We start from the raw sequence: 18,598 nt of genomic DNA on the forward strand, positions 1-18,598 counted from the left end.
GTGGAGGAAGTCATGAACGGCCCAGTATCGGTCGAAGTGCTCAGGCAACATCTGATCGATCCGGAAATCTGTATTCGCTGCAATACCTGCGAAGAGACTTGCCCGATCGATGCGATCACCCACGACGACAACAACTATGTGGTCAAGGCGGATATCTGCAATGGCTGCATGGCGTGCGTGCCGCCGTGTCCGACCGGTGCGATCGACAACTGGCGCACGGTGCTGAAGGCCGACGCCTATCCGGTCGAAGAGCAATTCACGTGGGACGTGCTGCCGGAACAGAACACGATGGCGGTGCCCGCCGCGGACGAACCGTCGGGCGCGAATGCGTCGGGCGATACGTCCGTGGACGCAAGCGGCATCGAAGTGGACACCGCGCGCGGCTCGGTCGTGCCGCCGTGGTCGGCCGCGAAGCCGTACGTGAATCTCTACACGCACAAGGCGCCGACTAACGCGACGGTGGTCGGCAACTACCGGCTCACCGACAGCACGACCGGGAGCGATATTCATCACATCGTGCTGGATTTCGGTTCGATGCCGTTTCCGGTTCTGGAAGGGCAGTCGATCGGCATTCTGCCGCCGGGCGCGAGCGCCGATGGCCGCACGCATCACGCGCGCCAGTATTCCGTGGCGAGCCCGCGCGATGGCGAACGGCCCGGCTACAACAACGTATCGCTGACGGTCAAACGGGTCTCGCAGCAACACGGCGATGCGGTCGACGGCGTGTGTTCGAACTACCTGTGCGATCTGAAGAAGGGCGATGTGGTCAACGTGATTGGCCCGTTCGGTGGCACCTTTCTGATGCCGAACCATCCGAACTCGCATCTGCTGATGATCTGCACAGGCACCGGCTCCGCGCCGATGCGCGCGATGACCGAGTATCGCCGGCGGCGCCGTCTGAAAGGCGCGACGGGCAGGCTGATGCTGTTCTTCGGCGCGCGCACCAAGGAGGAACTGCCGTACTTCGGGCCGCTGACGAATCTGCCAAAGGATTTCATCGATACGAATCTGGCTTTTTCGCGTACGCCGGGGCAAGCGAAGCGCTACGTTCAGGACGCGATGCGTGAACGCGCGGTCGACGTCGCGAACCTGCTCAGGGACGACAACACGCACATCTACGTGTGCGGACTGAAGGGCATGGAAGACGGTGTGCTGCAGGTGTTGAAGGAGATCGGCGAGCAGCATCAACTGGATTGGGACGCGCTGTGGGCGAAGTTGAAGCGCGAAGGTCGGCTGCATCTGGAGACTTACTGACGCTGACGCTGACGCCGAAGCCACTGATGCCGTGAATCAACGAAGGCCTCGCATACGTCCATGCATCATGAGCGTATGCGGGGCCTTCGTGTTCGTGTCTCACCGCGAAGGATCGGCCCCGTCCTCGCGCCGCGAAGGCGACACCGCACCGCACGCGCGAATCACCAGTTGCACGACTTCCTCGGTGGTTGCGTCGAACGCTTTCTGCGTCAATGCACGCTTGCCCTTGAGCGCGCGAACCTGCGCGTCGAAGTCGGCGTAGTGCTGGGTGGTGGCCCAGATCATGTACATCAGCGTTTGCGCATTCACCGGCGCGAGCAGGCCGCGCGCGATCCAGTCGTCGATCACTTTCACGCGGCTCTCGAGCCATGGCTTCACGCGTCCCGTGAGGATGTCCTCCATATGCTCCGCGCCGTGGATGATCTCGCTCGCCCACACCTTCGAACCGAGCGGCCGGCGGCGCGACAGTGCCATTTTCGCGCGCACGTAACCGCCGATCGCTTCGACCGGGTCGTCGCTGCACTCGAACGTGTCGGCGGCCTTGTGCCAGTCTTCGAACAGATCTTCCAGCACGCGGCGGTAGAGCGCGAGCTTGGTCGGGAAGTAGTAGTGCACGTTGGCTTTTGGTAAGCCGGCACGCTCCGCGATCATCGCGGTGCTCGCGCCATCGAGTCCCCGTTCGGCGAAAACGGCCTCGGCGCACGCCAGCAGATGCGCTTCATTCGACTCGCGAATGTGCGCCTTGCGCCGCCGCAAAGGCGCGCGTGTTTCGTCGTTTTCCGTCATAGCGGCCGCCACGTCGTCGTCTCGCATGTTCGCCTTTGGCGGCATCGGTGCCGCGTCGCGCTTCATTCTAGTCGTTTGATGCGGGGTCCACACGCGGATTCGTCGCGTGCCGTCCGTTCGTGCTGCAATGCAATGGCACGCTTCTCGCTCTGTATCTTCTCCGTTGTCTGGCGAACGAAAGGCATTGATTTGGCGGAGCTAATCGTCTACAACCTGTCCAACTGGACAGGATTGAGAGAGCGGGCGATGCCCCAGGGTTTGCCCTCTCTTTGAGAGGCGAACGAGCGCGTCGAACGTGCACCGCGACCGTGCGGACACGCCCCAAAGCCCGCCGCCGATGCACCAGTTTCATGTCGGTTCACCGAAAGGAGCGAGACGAATGAACGCGGTATCCGAAGCGCTGAAGCAGCACGCCGAGCCGTCGACGTCGATCAGGATCGACGGCAAGCGGCTGTGGGCAAGTCTCATGACGATGGCGAAGATCGGTGCGACGCCCAAAGGCGGCGTGTGCCGCCTTGCGCTCACCGATCTCGACAAGGAAGGGCGCGATCTGATCGTCAGTTGGGCGAAGGAAGCTGGCTGCACGGTCAGTGTCGATCAGATGGGCAATGTGTTCATGCGCCGCGCCGGGCGCAATCCCGACGCGTTGCCGGTGATGACCGGCTCGCACGCGGACTCGCAGCCGACAGGTGGGCGCTTTGACGGCATCTACGGCGTGCTGGGCGGTCTCGAAGTGATTCGGAGTCTGAACGATCACGGCATCGAGACCGAGCATCCGGTCGAAGTCGTGATCTGGACCAACGAGGAGGGCTCGCGTTTCGCACCGGCGATGGTCGCCTCGGGTGTGTTCGCCGGCGTGTTTACGCTGGACTACGGCCTGTCGCGCAAGGACGTGGACGGCAAGACTATCGGCGAGGAACTCAGGCGCATCGGCTATGCGGGCGACGTGCCGTGCGGCGGCCGGCCCTTGCATGCGGCTTTCGAATTGCACATCGAACAGGGGCCGATTCTCGAAGCCGAACAGAAAACCATCGGCGTCGTGACCGATGCGCAAGGTCAGCGCTGGTACGAGATCACGCTGACCGGTCAGGAAGCGCATGCGGGGCCCACGCCGATGCCGCGCCGCCGCGACGCGCTGCTTGGCGCCGCGCGCGTGGTCGATCTGGTCAATCGCATCGGACTCGACAATGCGCCGTTCGGCTGCGCGACGGTCGGCATGTTGCAGGTCCATCCGAACTCGCGCAACGTGATTCCAGGCCGCGTGTTCTTCACCGTCGATTTCCGTCATCCCGACGACGCGGTGCTCGCGAAGATGGACGCCGCGTTGCGCAAGGGTGTCGCCGAGATCGCGAGCGGCATCGGCCTCGAAACCGAACTCGAGCAGATCTTTTACTACGCGCCGGTCGCGTTCGACGAAGCGTGCGTGAAGTCGGTGCGTGCGGCGGCGGAGCGCTTCGGTTACGCGCATCGGAACATGGTGTCCGGTGCGGGGCACGACGCGTGTTATCTGTCGCAAGTCGCGCCGACCTCGATGGTGTTCGTGCCGTGCGTCGACGGGATCAGTCACAACGAGATCGAAGACGCCACCTTCGAATGGATCGAAGCAGGCGCCAACGTGCTGCTGCACGCGATGCTCGAGCGCGCATGCGAGCCGGTTTCATAACGTTTTAGCGGTCGCTTTTAACGCGCGTCAAACCGCGTCAAGTCGTAACGCAGTGCCCATAAAACACGCCGTCCCGGCTGCGCTTCGGCGCAGCCGGCAGGTACGGCTACGTCCTCACATCGAAGAAGGAACGTGTATGGCCATCAAGCAAACCGGCGACGTGGCGGCGCAGCGCCTGTCGTCCGAGCAGCTCTCGTGCGAATTCGCCGATATCGCGCCTTTGCTCGACGCAAGCGCAGCGGCCGCGGCGGCGAGCCGCTGCCACTACTGCTACGACGCGCCTTGCGTGAATGCGTGCCCGACGCAGATCGACATTCCCAGCTTCATCCGCAAGATCAGTAACGGCAATCTGAAGGGCGCGGCGGTGGACATCCTGTCGGCCAATCCGCTGGGCGGTATGTGTGCGCGTGTGTGTCCGACCGAAATCCTGTGTGAAGGCGCATGCGTGCGTAACCACCAGGACGCGAAGCCGGTGGCGATCGGCGCGTTGCAACGGCATGCAACCGATCACGCGATGGCGCGCGGCGAGCCGCTCTTCAAACGCGCCGCCGAAACCGGCCGGCACGTCGCCGTGGTCGGCGCGGGGCCGGCGGGGCTTGCGTGCGCGCATCGTCTCGCGCTCGCAGGTCATCGCGTGACGATTTACGACGCGCATGAAAAGGCCGGTGGCCTCAACGAGTATGGCATCGCCGCGTATAAAACCGTCGACGATTTTGCGCAGCGTGAAGTGGCGTGGCTGTGTGCGGTCGGCGGTATCGGGATCGAGCACGGCGTCGTACTCGGGCGTGATATTCAGCTCGATACATTGCGCCAGCAGCACGACGCCGTGTTTCTCGCGATCGGTCTCACCGGCGTGCGCGCACTCGAGCTGGCCGGCGAGGACCTGAGCGGCGTGATGAACGCTGTGGACTTCATCGAACAGGTTCGCAGCGCGAGCGATCTGGGTACGGTGCCGGTGGGCCGCCGCGTCGTCGTGATCGGCGGCGGCAATACGGCGGTGGACGCGGCGGTGCAAAGCCGCAAGCTCGGCGCGACCTCGGTGACGATGGCGTACCGGCGCGGCGTCGAATCGATGAGCGCGACCTGGGCCGAGCGTGATTTCGCGCAGACCTGCGGCGTCACGCTCGTCACGCATGCAACGCCGATGCGTTTGCTTGGCAAAGGCGGCGTGGTCACGGGTGTCGAATTCGAACGCACGTCGAGCGATGGTGGCGAGGAGCGCTTCGTGGTCGACGCCGACATGGTGCTCAAGGCGATCGGGCAAACGCTGGTGACGGTCGGCATCGCGCGCGAGCTGCTGACACTCGACGGCAGCCGTATCGAAGTCGATGCGAACGGGCAAACCTCGCTGCCCGGCGTATGGGCCGGCGGCGATTGCGCGGCCACCGGCGGCATCGATCTGACCGTGCAAGCGGTGCAGGACGGCAAGGTGGCCGCTGCGGCGATCGACGCGCACTTCGCGCGCGCCGCCGTCAAGGCCGCCTAGGCTCATATAAAACCGCTCGAACCCGCATCAGCATCCAGACAAAAAACAGCAGTCCCCAAGGAGCCGAACATGGCCGATCTGCGCTGTACGATTGCCGGCATCACTTCGCCGAATCCTTTCTGGCTCGCTTCCGCGCCGCCCACCGACAAGGCCTACAACGTGAACCGCGCGTTCGAAGCGGGCTGGGGCGGCGTGGTGTGGAAGACGCTCGGCCTCGATCCGCATGTGGTGAACGTCAGCTCGCGCTACGGCGCGGTGCAATGGAACGGCCAGCGCATGGCTGGCCTGAACAATATCGAACTGATCACCGACCGTCCGCTCGACGTCAATCTGCGCGAAATCGCGCAGGTCAAACGCGACTGGCCCGAGCGCGCGATGATCGTGTCGCTGATGGTGCCGTGCAATGAGCGCGACTGGAAATGGATCTTGCCGCTCGTCGAAGACACCGGTGCCGATGCGGTCGAATTGAATTTCGGCTGTCCGCATGGAATGAGCGAGCGAGGCATGGGCGCGGCGGTGGGCCAGGTGCCCGAGTACGTCGAGATGGTCACGCGCTGGGTCAAGGAAGGCACGAAGCTGCCGTGCCTCGTCAAGCTCACGCCGAACATCAGCGATATCCGGCTCGGCTCGCGTGCGGCATACAAAGGCGGCGCGGATGGCGTGTCGCTGATCAACACGATCAACTCGATTGTCGCGGTCGATCTCGACGCCATGTCGCCGCTGCCGATGGTCGACGGCAAAGGCACGCATGGGGGCTACTGCGGGCCGGCGGTGAAGCCGATCGCGCTCAACATGGTCGCGGAAATCGCGCGCGATGAGCAGACGCCGAATCTGCCGATTTCCGGCATCGGCGGCATTTCGACGTGGCGCGACGCGGCCGAGTTCATCGTGCTCGGCGCGGGCAGCGTGCAGGTTTGCACGGCCGCGATGCACTATGGTTTTCGCATCGTTGCCGATCTCGCCGACGGCCTCTCGAACTGGATGGACGAAAAAGGCTACGCGACGCTCGACGACATTCGCGGCCGTGCCGTGCCCAACGTCACCGACTGGAAGTACCTGAACCTCAACTACGAGATCAAGGCGCGCATCGATCAGGACAAGTGCATTCAATGCGGGCTGTGCCACATCGCCTGCGAAGACACGGCGCATCAGGCGATCATGAAAGAAAAAGATGGCGTCCGGCATTTTGAAGTGATGGACTCCGAATGTGTCGGCTGCAATCTGTGCATGCATGTATGCCCGGTCGAGCAGTGCATCTCGATGGAACGCGTGGATAGCAGCGAATATGCGAACTGGACCACGCATCCGAACAATCCGGCGCGCGTGGACGTGGCCGAACGCGCGCCAGCAGAAACCGCTGAAACCGCTGAAACCGCAACACAGGTGCACGCTCACGCGCAGCCGGCGAAAGCTGCCTGACGCATGCGGCACCGTTTGCCACGCAACGTAACGTAGCGCTCGTACTGAACCTGTCTTTCCCCAAAGGCCCGACGCGCCAGCAGAAGCCGCGCGGGCCTCAACGATCAAGTGGAGATCTTTCGATGAAGCAGACAGCGCATGGCGTCGATCCGCAGTTCGCGGCCGGCGCGCAAAGCAGCGTCCTCTACAACGACGACCTTGCGCCGACCGGTCCCGCGCAGCGCACCTGGCGGTGGTATCACTTCGCCGCGTTGTGGGTCGGCATGGTGATGAACATCGCGTCGTACATGCTCGCCGCCGGTTTGACGGAGCAGGGCATGTCGCCATGGCAAGCGGTTGTCACCGTGCTGCTCGGCAATCTGATCGTGCTGGTGCCGATGCTGCTGATCGGCCATGCGGGCGCGAAGCACGGCATTCCGTATGCGGTGCTGGTGCGCTCGTCGTTTGGCACGAGCGGCGCAAAACTGCCGGCGTTGCTGCGGGCGATCGTCGCGTGCGGCTGGTATGGGATTCAGACGTGGCTCGGCGGCAGCGCGATCTATGTGCTGCTGAACATTCTCACCGGCAACGCGCTGCACGGCGAGGCGCTGCCGTTCCTCGACATCTCGCTCGCGCAGCTCGCGTGTTTCCTCGTGTTCTGGGCCCTGCAAATCTACTTCATCGTGCACGGCACGGAAGCGATCCGCCGGCTGGAAAGCTGGTCCGCGCCGATCAAGATCGTGATGTGCATCGCGCTCGTGTGGTGGGCGACCTCGAAGGCGGGCGGTCTCGGTTCGATGCTGTCGGCGCCGTCGCAATTCGTGCCGGGCGGCAAGAAGGAGGGCATGTTCTGGGTGACCTTCTGGCCGAGTCTCACGGCCATGGTCGGCTTCTGGGCGACGCTCGCCCTGAACATTCCCGACTTCACGCGCTTCGCGAAGACGCAGCGCGATCAGATCATCGGCCAGTCGATCGGCCTGCCAGTGCCAATGGCATTGCTCTCGGTGATTTCGGTGGTGGTGACCTCGGCGACCGTGGTGATCTACGGCAAGGCGATCTGGGATCCTATCGATCTGACGAGCCGCATGACCGGCATCGGCGTCGGCGTCGCGCTGATCATCCTCACGCTCGACACGATGTCGTGCAATCTCGCGGCGAATCTGGTCGGGCCGGCCTACGATTTTTCGAGCCTCTGGCCAAAGGGCATTTCGTATCGCGTGGGCGGCATGATCACGGCGACCATCGCGATCGTGATGATGCCGTGGAAGATTCTCGCCACTACGCAGGGCTATATCTTCACGTGGCTGGTCGGTTATTCGGCATTACTCGGTCCGGTGGCCGGCATTCTGATGGTCGACTACTTCCTGATTCGCGGCACGCGGCTCGACACGCGCGAACTGTTCGACGAGCAGGGTGAGTACAGCTACACGGGCGGCTGGAACATCGGCGCGGTGGTCGCGCTGATCGTCGGCGTCCTGCCGAATCTGCCGGGCTTTTTGCACACCGCGTTCCCGGCGTCGTTTCCGAACGTGCCGGCGATCTTCAATACGCTCTATACGTACGCCTGGTTCGTGGGACTCGCGTTGGCTTCGATCGTATACAGCGCGTGGATGAAACTGAGCAAGGGACCGAGTGCGCGAGTGGCGCGAGCATGAGTGCAGATGAAATACGCAGCTGAAGTACGCAACATCGAAACCAGCAGTTCATAAGGAGGCGGCAAAATGACGACCCTGATTCGCGGCGGCACGATTATCGACGCGGAGAACACGTATCGTGCGGACGTGTTGTGTGCGGACCCGCAGGACGGCGGCACGATCCTGCAGATCGGCGCGGACCTGGAGGCGCCGGCGGGCGCCACGATCGTCGATGCGGGCGGGCAGTATGTGATGCCCGGCGGCATCGATCCGCACACGCACATGGAATTGCCGTTCATGGGCACTACCGCGAGCGACGATTTCTATACCGGCACGGCGGCGGGTTTATCAGGCGGCACGACCAGCATCATCGACTTCGTGATTCCCAGTCCGAAGCAACCGCTGATGCAGGCGTTCAACGAGTGGCGCGGCTGGGCCGCGAAGGCGTCGGCGGACTACGGCTTTCACGTGGCGGTCACGTGGTGGGACGAGTCGGTCTATCGCGACATGGGTACGCTCGTACATGAACATGGTGTGTCGAGCTTCAAGCACTTCATGGCCTACAAGAACGCGATCATGGCCGACGACGAAGTGCTCGTGAACAGCTTCTCGCGTTCGCTCGAACTCGGCGCGCTGCCCACGGTGCACGCGGAAAACGGCGAACTGGTGTTCCAGTTGCAACGCCAGTTGCTGGCAAAAGGCTTCACGGGACCGGAAGCGCATCCGTTGTCGCGGCCGCCGGAAGTGGAGGGCGAAGCAGCCAATCGCGCGATCCGTATCGCGCAGGTGCTGGGCGTGCCCGTGTACATCGTGCATGTGTCCGCGAAAGACGCGGTCGATGCGATTGCGCGCGCGCGCAGCGACGGCTTGCGCGTGTTCGGCGAAGTATTGCCGGGCCATCTCGTGATCGACGAAGCGGTGTATCGCGATCCTGACTGGACCCGCGCGGCCGCGCACGTGATGAGCCCGCCGTTCCGCTCCGCCGAGCATCGCGAAGCATTATGGCGTGGCTTGCAGGCGGGTCAGTTGCACACTACCGCGACCGATCACTGCGTGTTTTGCGCGTCGCAGAAGGCGATGGGCCGCGAGGACTTCACGAAGATCCCGAACGGTTGCGGCGGCGTGGAGGATCGTATGGCGGTGCTCTGGCATCACGGCGTGAATTCGGGGCGTCTCACGCCGAACGAATTCGTGCGCATCACGTCGACCAACGCCGCACAGATTTTCAATCTGTATCCACGCAAAGGCGCGGTGCGCGTCGGCGCGGACGCGGACCTCGTGGTGTGGGACCCGGACGCGAGCAAGACGATTTCGGTGAACACGCATCATCAGAAAGTCGACTTCAACGTGTTCGAAGGGATGACGGTACAAGGCGTCGCGATGCATACGCTCACGCGCGGGGCGCTCGCGTGGACCGACGGCGAGTTGCGCGCGGTGCGCGGCGCGGGGCGCTATCTGAAGCGGCCGCCGAATTCAGCGTATTTCGATGCGGTGCGCGTCGCCAATAAGCGCAAGGAGCCGCATCCGGTCGAGCGCTAGGCGCTCATCGCGCGAGAGGCTTTGAAAAAGACAGATGGTTTGCTACAGTCCGCCGAGTCTGCCGGCCGCGAGCGCCGGCGGGGACAACGGAACGTAAGACTCAGCCACTGCTGTAGCAAACCTGATGGAGCCTCCCGATGAAGCCGATTCGTTCCATTGTGCTGATCGCCCTGTGGCAGGCGGTGGCGGTGGCGGTGGCGAGCCGGGTCTTCGCCGCCGACGAACTCGCGCAAATCCGTTCCACGGGCGTGTTCCGGATCGGCACGGAAGGCACCTATGCGCCGTTCACGTATCACGACGAGGCGGGCAACCTGAGCGGCTTCGATGTGGAGCTTGGCGAGGAGATCGCACGGCGGCTGGGCGTCAAGCCGCAATTCATCGAAAGCCGATGGGAGGGGCTGATCGCCGGACTCGACGTGAACCGCTACGACGCGGTGATCAATGAAGTGGCCGTCACCGACGCGCGCAAAGTCAAATACGATTACTCCGATCCGTACATCACGTCGCACGCGGTGCTGATTGTCGCGTCGGACAACACATCCATCAAAAGTTTCGATGACCTGAAGGGCAGAAAGTCCGCCAACACGCTGACCAGCAACCTCGGCAAGATCGCGGCGGCGCACGGCGCGCAGGTGATCCCGGCGCAGGGCTTCGACGAATCGATCGAGCTGCTGACCGCCGGCCGGGTCGATGCAACGGTCAACGATTCACTGACGTTTCTTGACTTCGCGAGGCGCTCGCCGGACGTGAAGGTGAAGATGGTCGCGGTCGATACGTCGCCGAACAGCAGCGACAAATCGGCGGTGCTGATCCGCAAGGGCAGCCCGAAGTTGCGTGCGGCGATCAACAAGGCGCTTGCCGACATCAGGAAAGACGGCACGTACGCGAAAATTTCGCGCAAGTACTTCGGCAGGGACGTATTTCAGTAAATACAGCGTGCGCGTTTGAAGAATAGGGCGCGCAAAAAAGAAGGGGCGTCGCAACGGACGCCCCCTCGACCATACTAGACAGTCAACGCGGACCGAAGCCTCAAACCGCCACGTCCTCCACGGCGTCGATCGACGCCGCGTCGAAGAAGCGCGCTTGCGCTTGCGCATTGGCGCGCGTGTAAGCGCGATTCACGCCGCTGATCACCGCGCGAATCGAAGCCGTCACCAGGTTCGCATCGATGCCCACGCCGAAGGCGCTGCCAGCCACATCGGCGCCGGCCATTTCTGCGATCGCGACCGCGCGCGCATCGGCGCCCTGGGTCAGCGCGCGTTCTTCGTAGTGCTGGATTCGCACCGGTGCGCCGATCGCGTGCATCAACGCGTCGAGCGGACCATTGCCTTCGCCGCGCAGCACACGCGGCGTGCCGTTGATGTCGACCGTGAGCTTGATATGTTCGCGGCCGTCACGCTCGGTGAGGCTGTGTCCGATGTAGCGCACCGGGTCGGCGGTCCGCACGTATTCCTGCTGGAACAATTCCCAGATCTGCGCGGGCGTGACTTCCTGACCGCTCTCGTCGGTAAAGTGCTGCACGGCCGAGCTGAAATCGACCTGCAGGCGCCGCGGCAACACCACGCCGTAGCTCTGTTCGAGCAGATAGGCGATGCCGCCTTTGCCCGACTGGCTGTTCACGCGAATCACGGAGTCGTAGGTGCGGCCGAGATCGCTCGGATCGATCGGCATATACGGCACTTCCCAGATCGCGTCCGGCTTCTGCACGGCGAGGCCCTTCTTGATCGCGTCCTGATGCGAGCCGGAGAACGCGGTGAACACCAGATCGCCGACATACGGGTGACGCGGATGCACCGGCAACTGTGTGCATTCCTCGGCGGTGCGTGCGACTTCGTTGATGTTGGAGAAGTCGAGCTCCGGGTCGACGCCCTGCGTGTACAGATTCAACGCGAGCGTGACGAGATCGACGTTGCCGGTGCGCTCGCCGTTGCCGAACAGACAACCCTCGACGCGATCGGCGCCCGCCATCACCGCGAGTTCCGCCGCGGCGACCGCAGTGCCGCGGTCGTTATGCGGGTGGACCGAGACGATCAGCGAATCGCGGCGCGCGAGATTGCGGTGCATCCATTCGATCTGGTCCGCGTAGACGTTCGGCGTGGCCATTTCGACGGTGGCCGGCAGGTTGACGATCGCCTTGTGTCCGGGCGTCGGTTCCCAGATGTCGAACACCGCGTCGCACACTTCCTTCGCGAATTCGAGTTCGGTGCCGCTGAATACTTCCGGGCTGTATTGCAGCGTGAAGTGCGTTTCCGGCGACGCGTCGGCGAGACGCTTCATCGTGCGCGCGGCTTTTTGCGCGAGTTCCTTCACGCCGCTCTTTTCCAGACCGAAGACGATCTTGCGGAATTCCGGCGCGGTCGCGTTGTACAGGTGGACGATCGCGCGCGGTGCGCCACGCAACGATTCGAACGTGCGCTCGATCAGATCGTCGCGGGCCTGCGTCAACACTTCGATCGTGACGTCGTCGGGGATGTGGCCGCCTTCGATCAGCTCACGCACGAAGTTGAAATCGGTTTGCGACGCCGACGGGAACGCGACTTCGATTTCCTTGAAGCCGATCTGCACCAGCGTCTTGAACATGCGCATCTTGCGTTCTGCGTTCATCGGCTCGAACAGCGCCTGATTGCCGTCACGCAGGTCGGTGCTCATCCAGATCGGCGCGCGCGTGATGGTACGCGACGGCCACTGGCGGTCCGTCAAATTGATGGGCTTGAACGAACGGTATTTGGTAGCAGGGTTTTTCAACATTGTCGTCATCCGTGGGTGAGACCAGAAGGCTGGGAGTCGACCGGACGACGAAAACGATACAGGGCCGCCGGTCGAAAACCGGGGCTGGGTCAGTTACTGGGGAATCAAGCGGTGCTTCGGAGTATCAGATGGAAGCGCGCAGCAGCAGACCTAGCCCGGTAGAGCGGGCTAGTAGTAGCGATAGGGTGGTCTGGGCGCGGTACATAGTGCGCAATAGGAACATATTATCGAAACGGAGTCAAGCGCCGCACTCGCACCGCGTTCGCGCCGGTGCGCTCAATGGCGGGGTTTCACGAAGCGCAAGGTCATGCGGTCGGACTCGCCGATCGCCGCGTAGCGGGCCCGGTCGGCGTCGCCGCCCTCGTAGCTCGGCGGCAGCGACCACACCCCGTGCGGGTAGTTTTTCGTGTCGCGCGGATTGCTGTTCACTTCGCTGCGGCCGGCCAGTTCGAAGCCGGCGGCCCGCGCGTGGGCGATCACGTAGTCTTCCGTGACGTAGCCGCTGTCGATGGTCTGTTGCAGCGACGTGCCCGGCGCCGCGCGGTGTTCCGCGACGCCGAGGATGCCGCCCGGCTTGAGCGCCGCATAGAACGCGCGCAGGTTCGCGTCGATCTCGCCGTCCTTGATCCAGTTGTGGATGTTGCGGAAGGTGAGCACGCGGTCGACGCTGGCGTCGGCGGGAAAGCCGCTGAACTCGCCGGCGTGCAGCGTGCCGACCACGACGTTGCCATAGACGGCGGGCGCGGCCGCCAGCTTGCGCGCGAACGCCGCGCGGCCAGCCTGTGCTTGCGCCGACGGCGACCCTTGCGGACCGTCGTACTGCGCCTCGTACAGCTTGCCGTGGTCGTGCAGATAAGGCGCAAGGATGTCGGTGTACCAGCCGCCGCCCGGCGCGATTTCGAGCACGCTTTGCGAGGGCGTGAGTTCGAAGAATTGCAGCGTTTCCTTCGGATGGCGGTAGATGTCGCGCGCGCGGGCCTGGGCGCTGCGTTGGGGGTTGGAGACGGCGGCGTCGAGCGAGGTGGGAGGGGCGAAGGTGGGGGCAGAGGCTGGCGTTGCTGTCGCTGTCGATGGATTCGACGCCGACGGACTGGCGCAGGCCGCCAGCAGCAACGCCAGGCCCAATGCCGCGAGCGGGCCGCGGCACAGGCGTGTAAGGGGGTGGGGTTGAGCGTTCATGACCGTCATTATCGGGCTCGATCGGCGCGGAAGGAAATCGACAATCGGCATAAGGATAGGGCGTGGCGGGATTTGCGGCGGCGTCGAGCGCAACGGATCGCGGCGACGGCCGAATCCGGAGGACCGGTTAGCGCGTATAAATGATGGGGTCAGCGCCCGCCGCACCTTGATTTGTCGACAGCGCGGACATGATTCCCTTCATTTCACTTTGCCGGAGGCAAGCATGAAACGAATATCGAGGGCATCGAGAGCCGTGCGTGTTCTGCTCTGCGCGAGCGCATGCGGGTTCGCTGTGCACGCGAGGGCGCAGGGTCTGAGCGCGCAGAACGATATGAACGCGCCGCAGAACAGCACGCGTTTGACGCCAAATGCCGCGCTCGGCAGCGAATATCCGACGCATGGCAACCAGCAGGCTGGCGAACTGAATCTGAATCCGACCGATCCGCGGGCGCAACTGGTCAACGGGTTGCCGAATCACACCAGTTCGGGTGGTTATGGCTCGCCGCTCGCTGGCGTGCGTGCTTATGTGCAGCCGCAGCCGCCTGTGCAGCCGCCTGTGCAGCCGCCTGTGCCGTCGAACTGACGGCTCGTGCATACGAGGGTCCGCGCCGCATCGGGTGCTGGATAGCGGGGCATTTCAGCGCGGGCCGTGTCGGTTGAAGTCGGGTTTTGCTGGTCTGACGCTGCCCGCACCCACCATCGCTCGAATGTCGAACACGATCCGCAACGTCACGTTCTGCATGATGATCGACGTACTCCGTCGCCCGGAGGATCAACTGCAAGAGCGCGATGCCCTAATGCCGGATCGGCGCATCTGGCCGACACGGCGCCGGCGAGCCACCGCAGTCAGGCCGTCGCTCCGTCACGTGCGTCGCTGGGAGGCGCGATGAACCAGTCTGTCGCGAGAGACAACCGGCATGCGGTTCCGATGCCGACCGACGGGTCCGTAAGCTACAATTCCCGACGGCTTCAAAAACGGAACATCAATGAAGATTCGGATTCTCTCTATCGCCTGCGTCACGACCGCAGCCGCGCTGCTGGCGGCCTGCACGACCGTCTCCAGGAACTCGGGTGCATGCGAGCAGTTGATGCGAAGCAAGCTGGCCGCCACGTCGTCTGATTCGCTCAAGGTCGCGCATCGGGCCGCCGCCATCCGCGGCTCGCGCGTGGTGGTCGAAGGAACGATCGAGCATGTGATGACGGCTTCGGAAGTAGCGGCCGCCATGCAGGCTTCGGCCGCACGGGCCGCGTCCGCCGCGCGCGGGGCTGCGAAGGCAAACTCCGCGGCTGTGGGCGCGACGGCAGCTTCGGGTGTGGAAGCGTCCTCGAAGAAGTCGGCTGAACCGAAGACCGTGAGACTGCCGGCCGCCGCCGAGTGCACATTCCACGGCGAGGATCTCGACGCGTTCCGCTGGCTCGCGCCGGCCAAGCTCGCAGCGCCGCCCGCTCAAGCGGCTAGCGACACCGCGGGGTGACGCGCGGGGGCTGCCTGTTTGCGGCCTCGGCGAATGCACGCTTCGAGTCCGTTGCCAGTTCCGCCATACGGCTTATTGCTCTGCGATCGCCTCCAGCCGTTGCTATGTCTTATCCCGCACGAGCCTCAACACGCATTCACCGAACGCCTGAGCTCGTCCCTCGAAACACCGCTGCACCGCGCGCGTGTCGATCAACCTCTGCCGCAACGCCGTGCGCTCGGCGTGCGCGTCGATCATCCGCACGGCGGCGACGACGTACTCGTTGACGCTGTCCGCCACGGTCCACGACGGCATGGCCACGCGCTCGAACAACGCGCTATCGATCCGTTCGAACACTTCCGCTCCGCGCTTGCAGACGCCGGGCAGCCCCAGCGTCAACGCATCGACGATGCCATTGGTATTGCCGAACGGAAACGGACTGAGAAACAGGTCCGCCCGATTGACGCGCGCCAGATAGCCCGCGTAGTCGTGAAAGCCGTGTACGCGCGCACCCGGCAACGCGTGGCCGATCACCGCGCGCATCCGGTCGAGGGGCAGTCCAGGCAGCACGCCGCTCATGAAGTGAAATTCGACGGGTGTCTGCGCACGCGCGGCAATCTCGCGGCACGTGTCGAGAAAGCCGGGATTGAGCTTCATCGCGCTTGCCGTGATGACGATCTCAAGCCGCTCGCGCGGGGACGGAAGGTGCGCGACGATCTCAGGTAGCGCCACCGACGGCCGATACGGCTGTCCGTCTTTCGGTAGTTTCATCAGCCGCTCGCTGAAGCAGGCGGGGTTGCCGATATAGTCTTCCTCGACGCTGACGCGGTCGATCTTGTCGGAATGCGTGGTGGCCGGGTGGCCGAGACCGGCGATCTGCAGCGGCGCGACGCGCAGGTTCGACAGGAACACGGTCAGCACGAACATGCCGACGCTCGGCATATACAGCACGTCAGGCTGTTCGGCGGCGGCGAACGCGCGGATCGTCGCGAGGCATTCGCCGATGTATTCCGGCTTGTCCAGTTCGATGAAGCGGTCGAACACGGCCCGCCCGAGGTCGTCGACCGCGTAGCCGAAGCCAAAACCCACCAGTTCGAAATGTTCGCGCGCGGCTTCGAGCGTGCGCGAGTGGGTGCGATAAATTGAATGGGCGCCGCTGAACCACTCCAACACGACGATCATCAGCGGCTTCTTGCCGCGCGACGGGGCGCGTGCGCGTCTCGCGTGCGCCGGCTTTGGCGCGGGCAGATCGGTCAGCCCCAATTGCACGAGCTTGTGTCGCACGAGCGCGTTGATGTCGCGCTTGATTTCATGGCGGCGCGGCGTATCCGCGTAACTGCAGAACATGTAGGCGTTGTGCAGCAACGCTGTCGGCAGGTCGTCGAGGTCGTCGATCTGCCGCAGTTTGCCAGGCAGCCATTCGATCAGCGCCTCGCGTTTCAGGTGTGCGTTCGCCGAGCCCTTGAACGTCGGCGCCAGCAGGACGAGCGCGAGACTGGCGGCGAGCGTTTTGTCGTAGGCCCACAGCGCGGCGAAGTCGAGCTCCAGTTCCGACTCGGTCGAATAGAGCGCGCAGAGCTTTTCGACGAATCGGTCTCCGGCCACAAACTGCGCATTCTCCGGGCCACGCGGATTCAGATAACGCACGACGTGGTCCGCGTTGCCGAACGCCGTGGTGGAGAACACCAGCCCGGTCCATTCGTGCAGCGTCAGAAACAGCCTGAAGCACGCAGGCGGCAGGTCGAATTGCGGGTCGGCGAACAGCGTGGAGGCCGCGCTCGCGAGGCGCGTGCAGAAGCGCCGATGCTGCTCGGCCGCCGGCAGGTCGAGCATGCCCGACGCGAGAAAGCGCTCGTCGAGCTTGCCATGCTTCTGTTGCAGGAGCGCCAGCGCGGCGATGAGTTGAACCGACGCCTTGACGTACTGCCGCGTGTAGACGAGTTGTTCGAAGTTGTCGAGCGAAAAGGTGGGTTCTTCCATCGGGTGGTGTTCGAAGATAGGCATGACTAACTATCGCGAAGCGTAACTTGACGCGAAAAGCTAGCCGGGTTCTCGAATTATCACCGCCACCCCATATCAAATTCTCTCCCTCGACCAATTTGGGAAATTTCCGCGCGGACTCGGACCTATACTGGCAGCGTGCCGTGACCGAGCATCATTCAGAACGCGTAGTAAGGACCTTGGCCGGCCGACGTATTGCGCGAGGCGATCGCCGTATAAACGCGCCGGCCGTAGAAGAACGGCAAGCCCCAGCCGAAGCCACGGGCGGTAGGGCCGGCAAGACTGTTGAACGCGTTGTTCGGCGAGGCGAACAACGCGGTCGAATTGCCCACCGGGAACGACACCGCGCTCGAGGCGCCGTCAACACCGACGATCGCAGCGCTGACCGTTTGCATCGAGCTTGGGCAGTACCAGAAGCCGCACTGTGGGAACTGGGTGTTGCGAAAGAAGAGTCCGTTCGAGCCGCTGTCGATATAGCTTTGCGGGTAGGTTTGGCCGGCGGCGTTGGTAACCAGGTAGCCGTTCGTCGCATTCGCCTTGACTATGCTGGCGCCGCCGAGCGTGTTGTCCGCCTGGGTGCCGATGCCGAAGATCAGCGAGCCGGACACGCTGAGCGCACCCGTATCGGGGATCGCGGGCAGGTCGATCACCACGCCGTTGTTGTCGAGCGCAAAGTGGCTCACGGGATTGGCGACCTGCTGGGCGAGCGCCTGCGCGCTCGCCACGCAGGCGCCGTTGACGTCGCAACGGTAGTACCAGCGAGGCAGTGCAGCGTTTGCGCAGCCGCTGCCGCAGTCGGCCGTGAACAGGCCGATGCCGAGAATGCCGTTGCCGCGCAGGCCGGCAACCGTCAGCATCGCCGGGCCGGAGCTGGCGCAATCGGCGGGCACGCTGGGCAGCGCCGTGTCCGCGATCAGATGGACCGGGATCGACGCGGCTACCTGGCCGGCCATGCGGACGTCCGCGCTACGCACCGCGCCCCATGCGTAGCCGCTGCCGAACACCGCGCATTCGCCGGTGACGCCGCTACCCGACGGCACGGCCGCAAGCGCCAGGCTCGCCGGCAGCGCGGAGGCGAGAATCCGCAAGCCATTCGAGCCGGTGTCAACCTGAATGTCGTCGACCGTCGCGCAATTGTCGGTGCCGGACTGGCAGAGGGTGACGCTGGTCGTCAGCATGTTGCGTGTCAGTCCGGGCGCGACATTGACCGCGATCGGCTGGACGTTCGGCGTGTTCGACTGCGGCACATTCAGGTTCGCGCTGGTGTTGCCCGCGCCAGGCGAGCCGCCGCTTGCCGGTGTGCTGGCGGCGCCCGGACTGCCGGCTGCGCCCGCCTGCGACGAACTCTCTGGCGAGCCGCCGCCTCCGCCGCCGCAACCTGTCAAGGCCGCACAGGCGAGGAAGAGGGCGCAAAGTCGGACGGAGGGTTTCATGGTGGGGTGTCGATCGTCGAAGG

The 18,598-nt window shown here is 64.1% G+C and carries 14 protein-coding genes; 9 read left to right on the top strand and 5 right to left on the bottom strand.

The annotated features are described in order from the left end of the window. Nucleotides 1-12 precede the first annotated feature (12 nt). Nucleotides 13-1,254, top strand: coding sequence for a benzoyl-CoA 2,3-epoxidase subunit BoxA (boxA, locus tag B0G69_RS11905; protein WP_121317160.1), 1,242 nt, complete (start codon nucleotides 13-15; stop codon nucleotides 1,252-1,254). Between the two features lie 99 nt (nucleotides 1,255-1,353). Here boxA and B0G69_RS11910 read toward each other — a convergent pair whose 3' ends face one another. Then, nucleotides 1,354-2,106 carry a TetR/AcrR family transcriptional regulator gene (locus B0G69_RS11910; protein ID WP_199731186.1) on the bottom strand — a complete coding sequence of 251 codons (753 nt, stop codon included), beginning with the start codon at nucleotides 2,104-2,106 and terminating at the stop codon, nucleotides 1,354-1,356. A 313-nt stretch (nucleotides 2,107-2,419) separates the two neighbouring features. On the opposite strand from B0G69_RS11910, the gene B0G69_RS11915 reads away from it, so the two are divergent. The 6 genes from B0G69_RS11915 to B0G69_RS11940 all read left to right on the top strand — a co-directional run bounded on the left by B0G69_RS11915 (nucleotide 2,420) and on the right by B0G69_RS11940 (nucleotide 10,689). Further along, nucleotides 2,420-3,703 (top strand): Zn-dependent hydrolase, encoded by a 1,284-nt coding sequence (locus B0G69_RS11915; RefSeq protein ID WP_121317162.1) that lies wholly within the window; start codon nucleotides 2,420-2,422, stop codon nucleotides 3,701-3,703. 136 nt (nucleotides 3,704-3,839) lie between these two features. Then, the gene (locus B0G69_RS11920) at nucleotides 3,840-5,189 is read left to right on the top strand and encodes an NAD(P)-dependent oxidoreductase (RefSeq protein WP_121317164.1); all 1,350 of its coding nucleotides are present in this window, start codon (nucleotides 3,840-3,842) and stop codon (nucleotides 5,187-5,189) included. Between the two features lie 69 nt (nucleotides 5,190-5,258). Then, a complete protein-coding gene (gene preA / locus B0G69_RS11925; RefSeq protein WP_121317166.1) occupies nucleotides 5,259-6,608 on the top strand; it encodes an NAD-dependent dihydropyrimidine dehydrogenase subunit PreA in 1,350 nt (449 codons plus the stop codon). 122 nt (nucleotides 6,609-6,730) lie between these two features. Then, nucleotides 6,731-8,242, top strand: a complete 1,512-nt coding sequence (locus B0G69_RS11930) for an NCS1 family nucleobase:cation symporter-1 (protein WP_121317168.1) — start codon at nucleotides 6,731-6,733, stop codon at nucleotides 8,240-8,242. 66 nt (nucleotides 8,243-8,308) lie between these two features. After that, nucleotides 8,309-9,760 carry a dihydropyrimidinase gene (gene hydA, locus B0G69_RS11935; protein WP_121317170.1) on the top strand — a complete coding sequence of 484 codons (1,452 nt, stop codon included), beginning with the start codon at nucleotides 8,309-8,311 and terminating at the stop codon, nucleotides 9,758-9,760. 137 nt (nucleotides 9,761-9,897) lie between these two features. After that, nucleotides 9,898-10,689 carry an amino acid ABC transporter substrate-binding protein gene (locus B0G69_RS11940; protein ID WP_121317172.1) on the top strand — a complete coding sequence of 264 codons (792 nt, stop codon included), beginning with the start codon at nucleotides 9,898-9,900 and terminating at the stop codon, nucleotides 10,687-10,689. Between the two features lie 100 nt (nucleotides 10,690-10,789). Here B0G69_RS11940 and leuA read toward each other — a convergent pair whose 3' ends face one another. Together leuA and B0G69_RS11950 are read right to left on the bottom strand one after the other, a co-directional pair. Next, on the bottom strand, nucleotides 10,790-12,508 hold the full coding sequence (gene leuA / locus B0G69_RS11945) for a 2-isopropylmalate synthase (RefSeq protein ID WP_121317174.1): 1,719 nt from the start codon (nucleotides 12,506-12,508) through the stop codon (nucleotides 10,790-10,792). Between the two features lie 276 nt (nucleotides 12,509-12,784). Then, nucleotides 12,785-13,696, bottom strand: coding sequence for a class I SAM-dependent methyltransferase (locus tag B0G69_RS11950; RefSeq protein WP_121317178.1), 912 nt, complete (start codon nucleotides 13,694-13,696; stop codon nucleotides 12,785-12,787). A gap of 214 nt (nucleotides 13,697-13,910) precedes the next feature. Between B0G69_RS11950 and B0G69_RS11955 the strand changes: the two genes are divergently transcribed. Both B0G69_RS11955 and B0G69_RS11960 read left to right on the top strand, forming a co-directional pair. Continuing rightward, the gene (locus B0G69_RS11955) at nucleotides 13,911-14,270 is read left to right on the top strand and encodes a hypothetical protein (protein WP_121317180.1); all 360 of its coding nucleotides are present in this window, start codon (nucleotides 13,911-13,913) and stop codon (nucleotides 14,268-14,270) included. A gap of 403 nt (nucleotides 14,271-14,673) precedes the next feature. Next, entirely contained in the window at nucleotides 14,674-15,162 is a 489-nt protein-coding gene (locus tag B0G69_RS11960) for a hypothetical protein (RefSeq protein ID WP_121317182.1), read from the top strand. A gap of 102 nt (nucleotides 15,163-15,264) precedes the next feature. Here B0G69_RS11960 and B0G69_RS11965 read toward each other — a convergent pair whose 3' ends face one another. After that, nucleotides 15,265-17,121, bottom strand: a complete 1,857-nt coding sequence (locus B0G69_RS11965; RefSeq protein ID WP_121317183.1) for a glycosyl transferase family 1 — start codon at nucleotides 17,119-17,121, stop codon at nucleotides 15,265-15,267. Between the two features lie 179 nt (nucleotides 17,122-17,300). Beyond that, nucleotides 17,301-18,575, bottom strand: a complete 1,275-nt coding sequence (locus tag B0G69_RS11970; protein WP_121317185.1) for a DUF3443 domain-containing protein — start codon at nucleotides 18,573-18,575, stop codon at nucleotides 17,301-17,303. Nucleotides 18,576-18,598: the final 23 nt, after the last annotated feature.

It is taken from the genome of Paraburkholderia sp. RAU2J (assembly GCF_003634845.1).
GTDB lineage: Bacteria > Pseudomonadota > Gammaproteobacteria > Burkholderiales > Burkholderiaceae > Paraburkholderia > Paraburkholderia fynbosensis.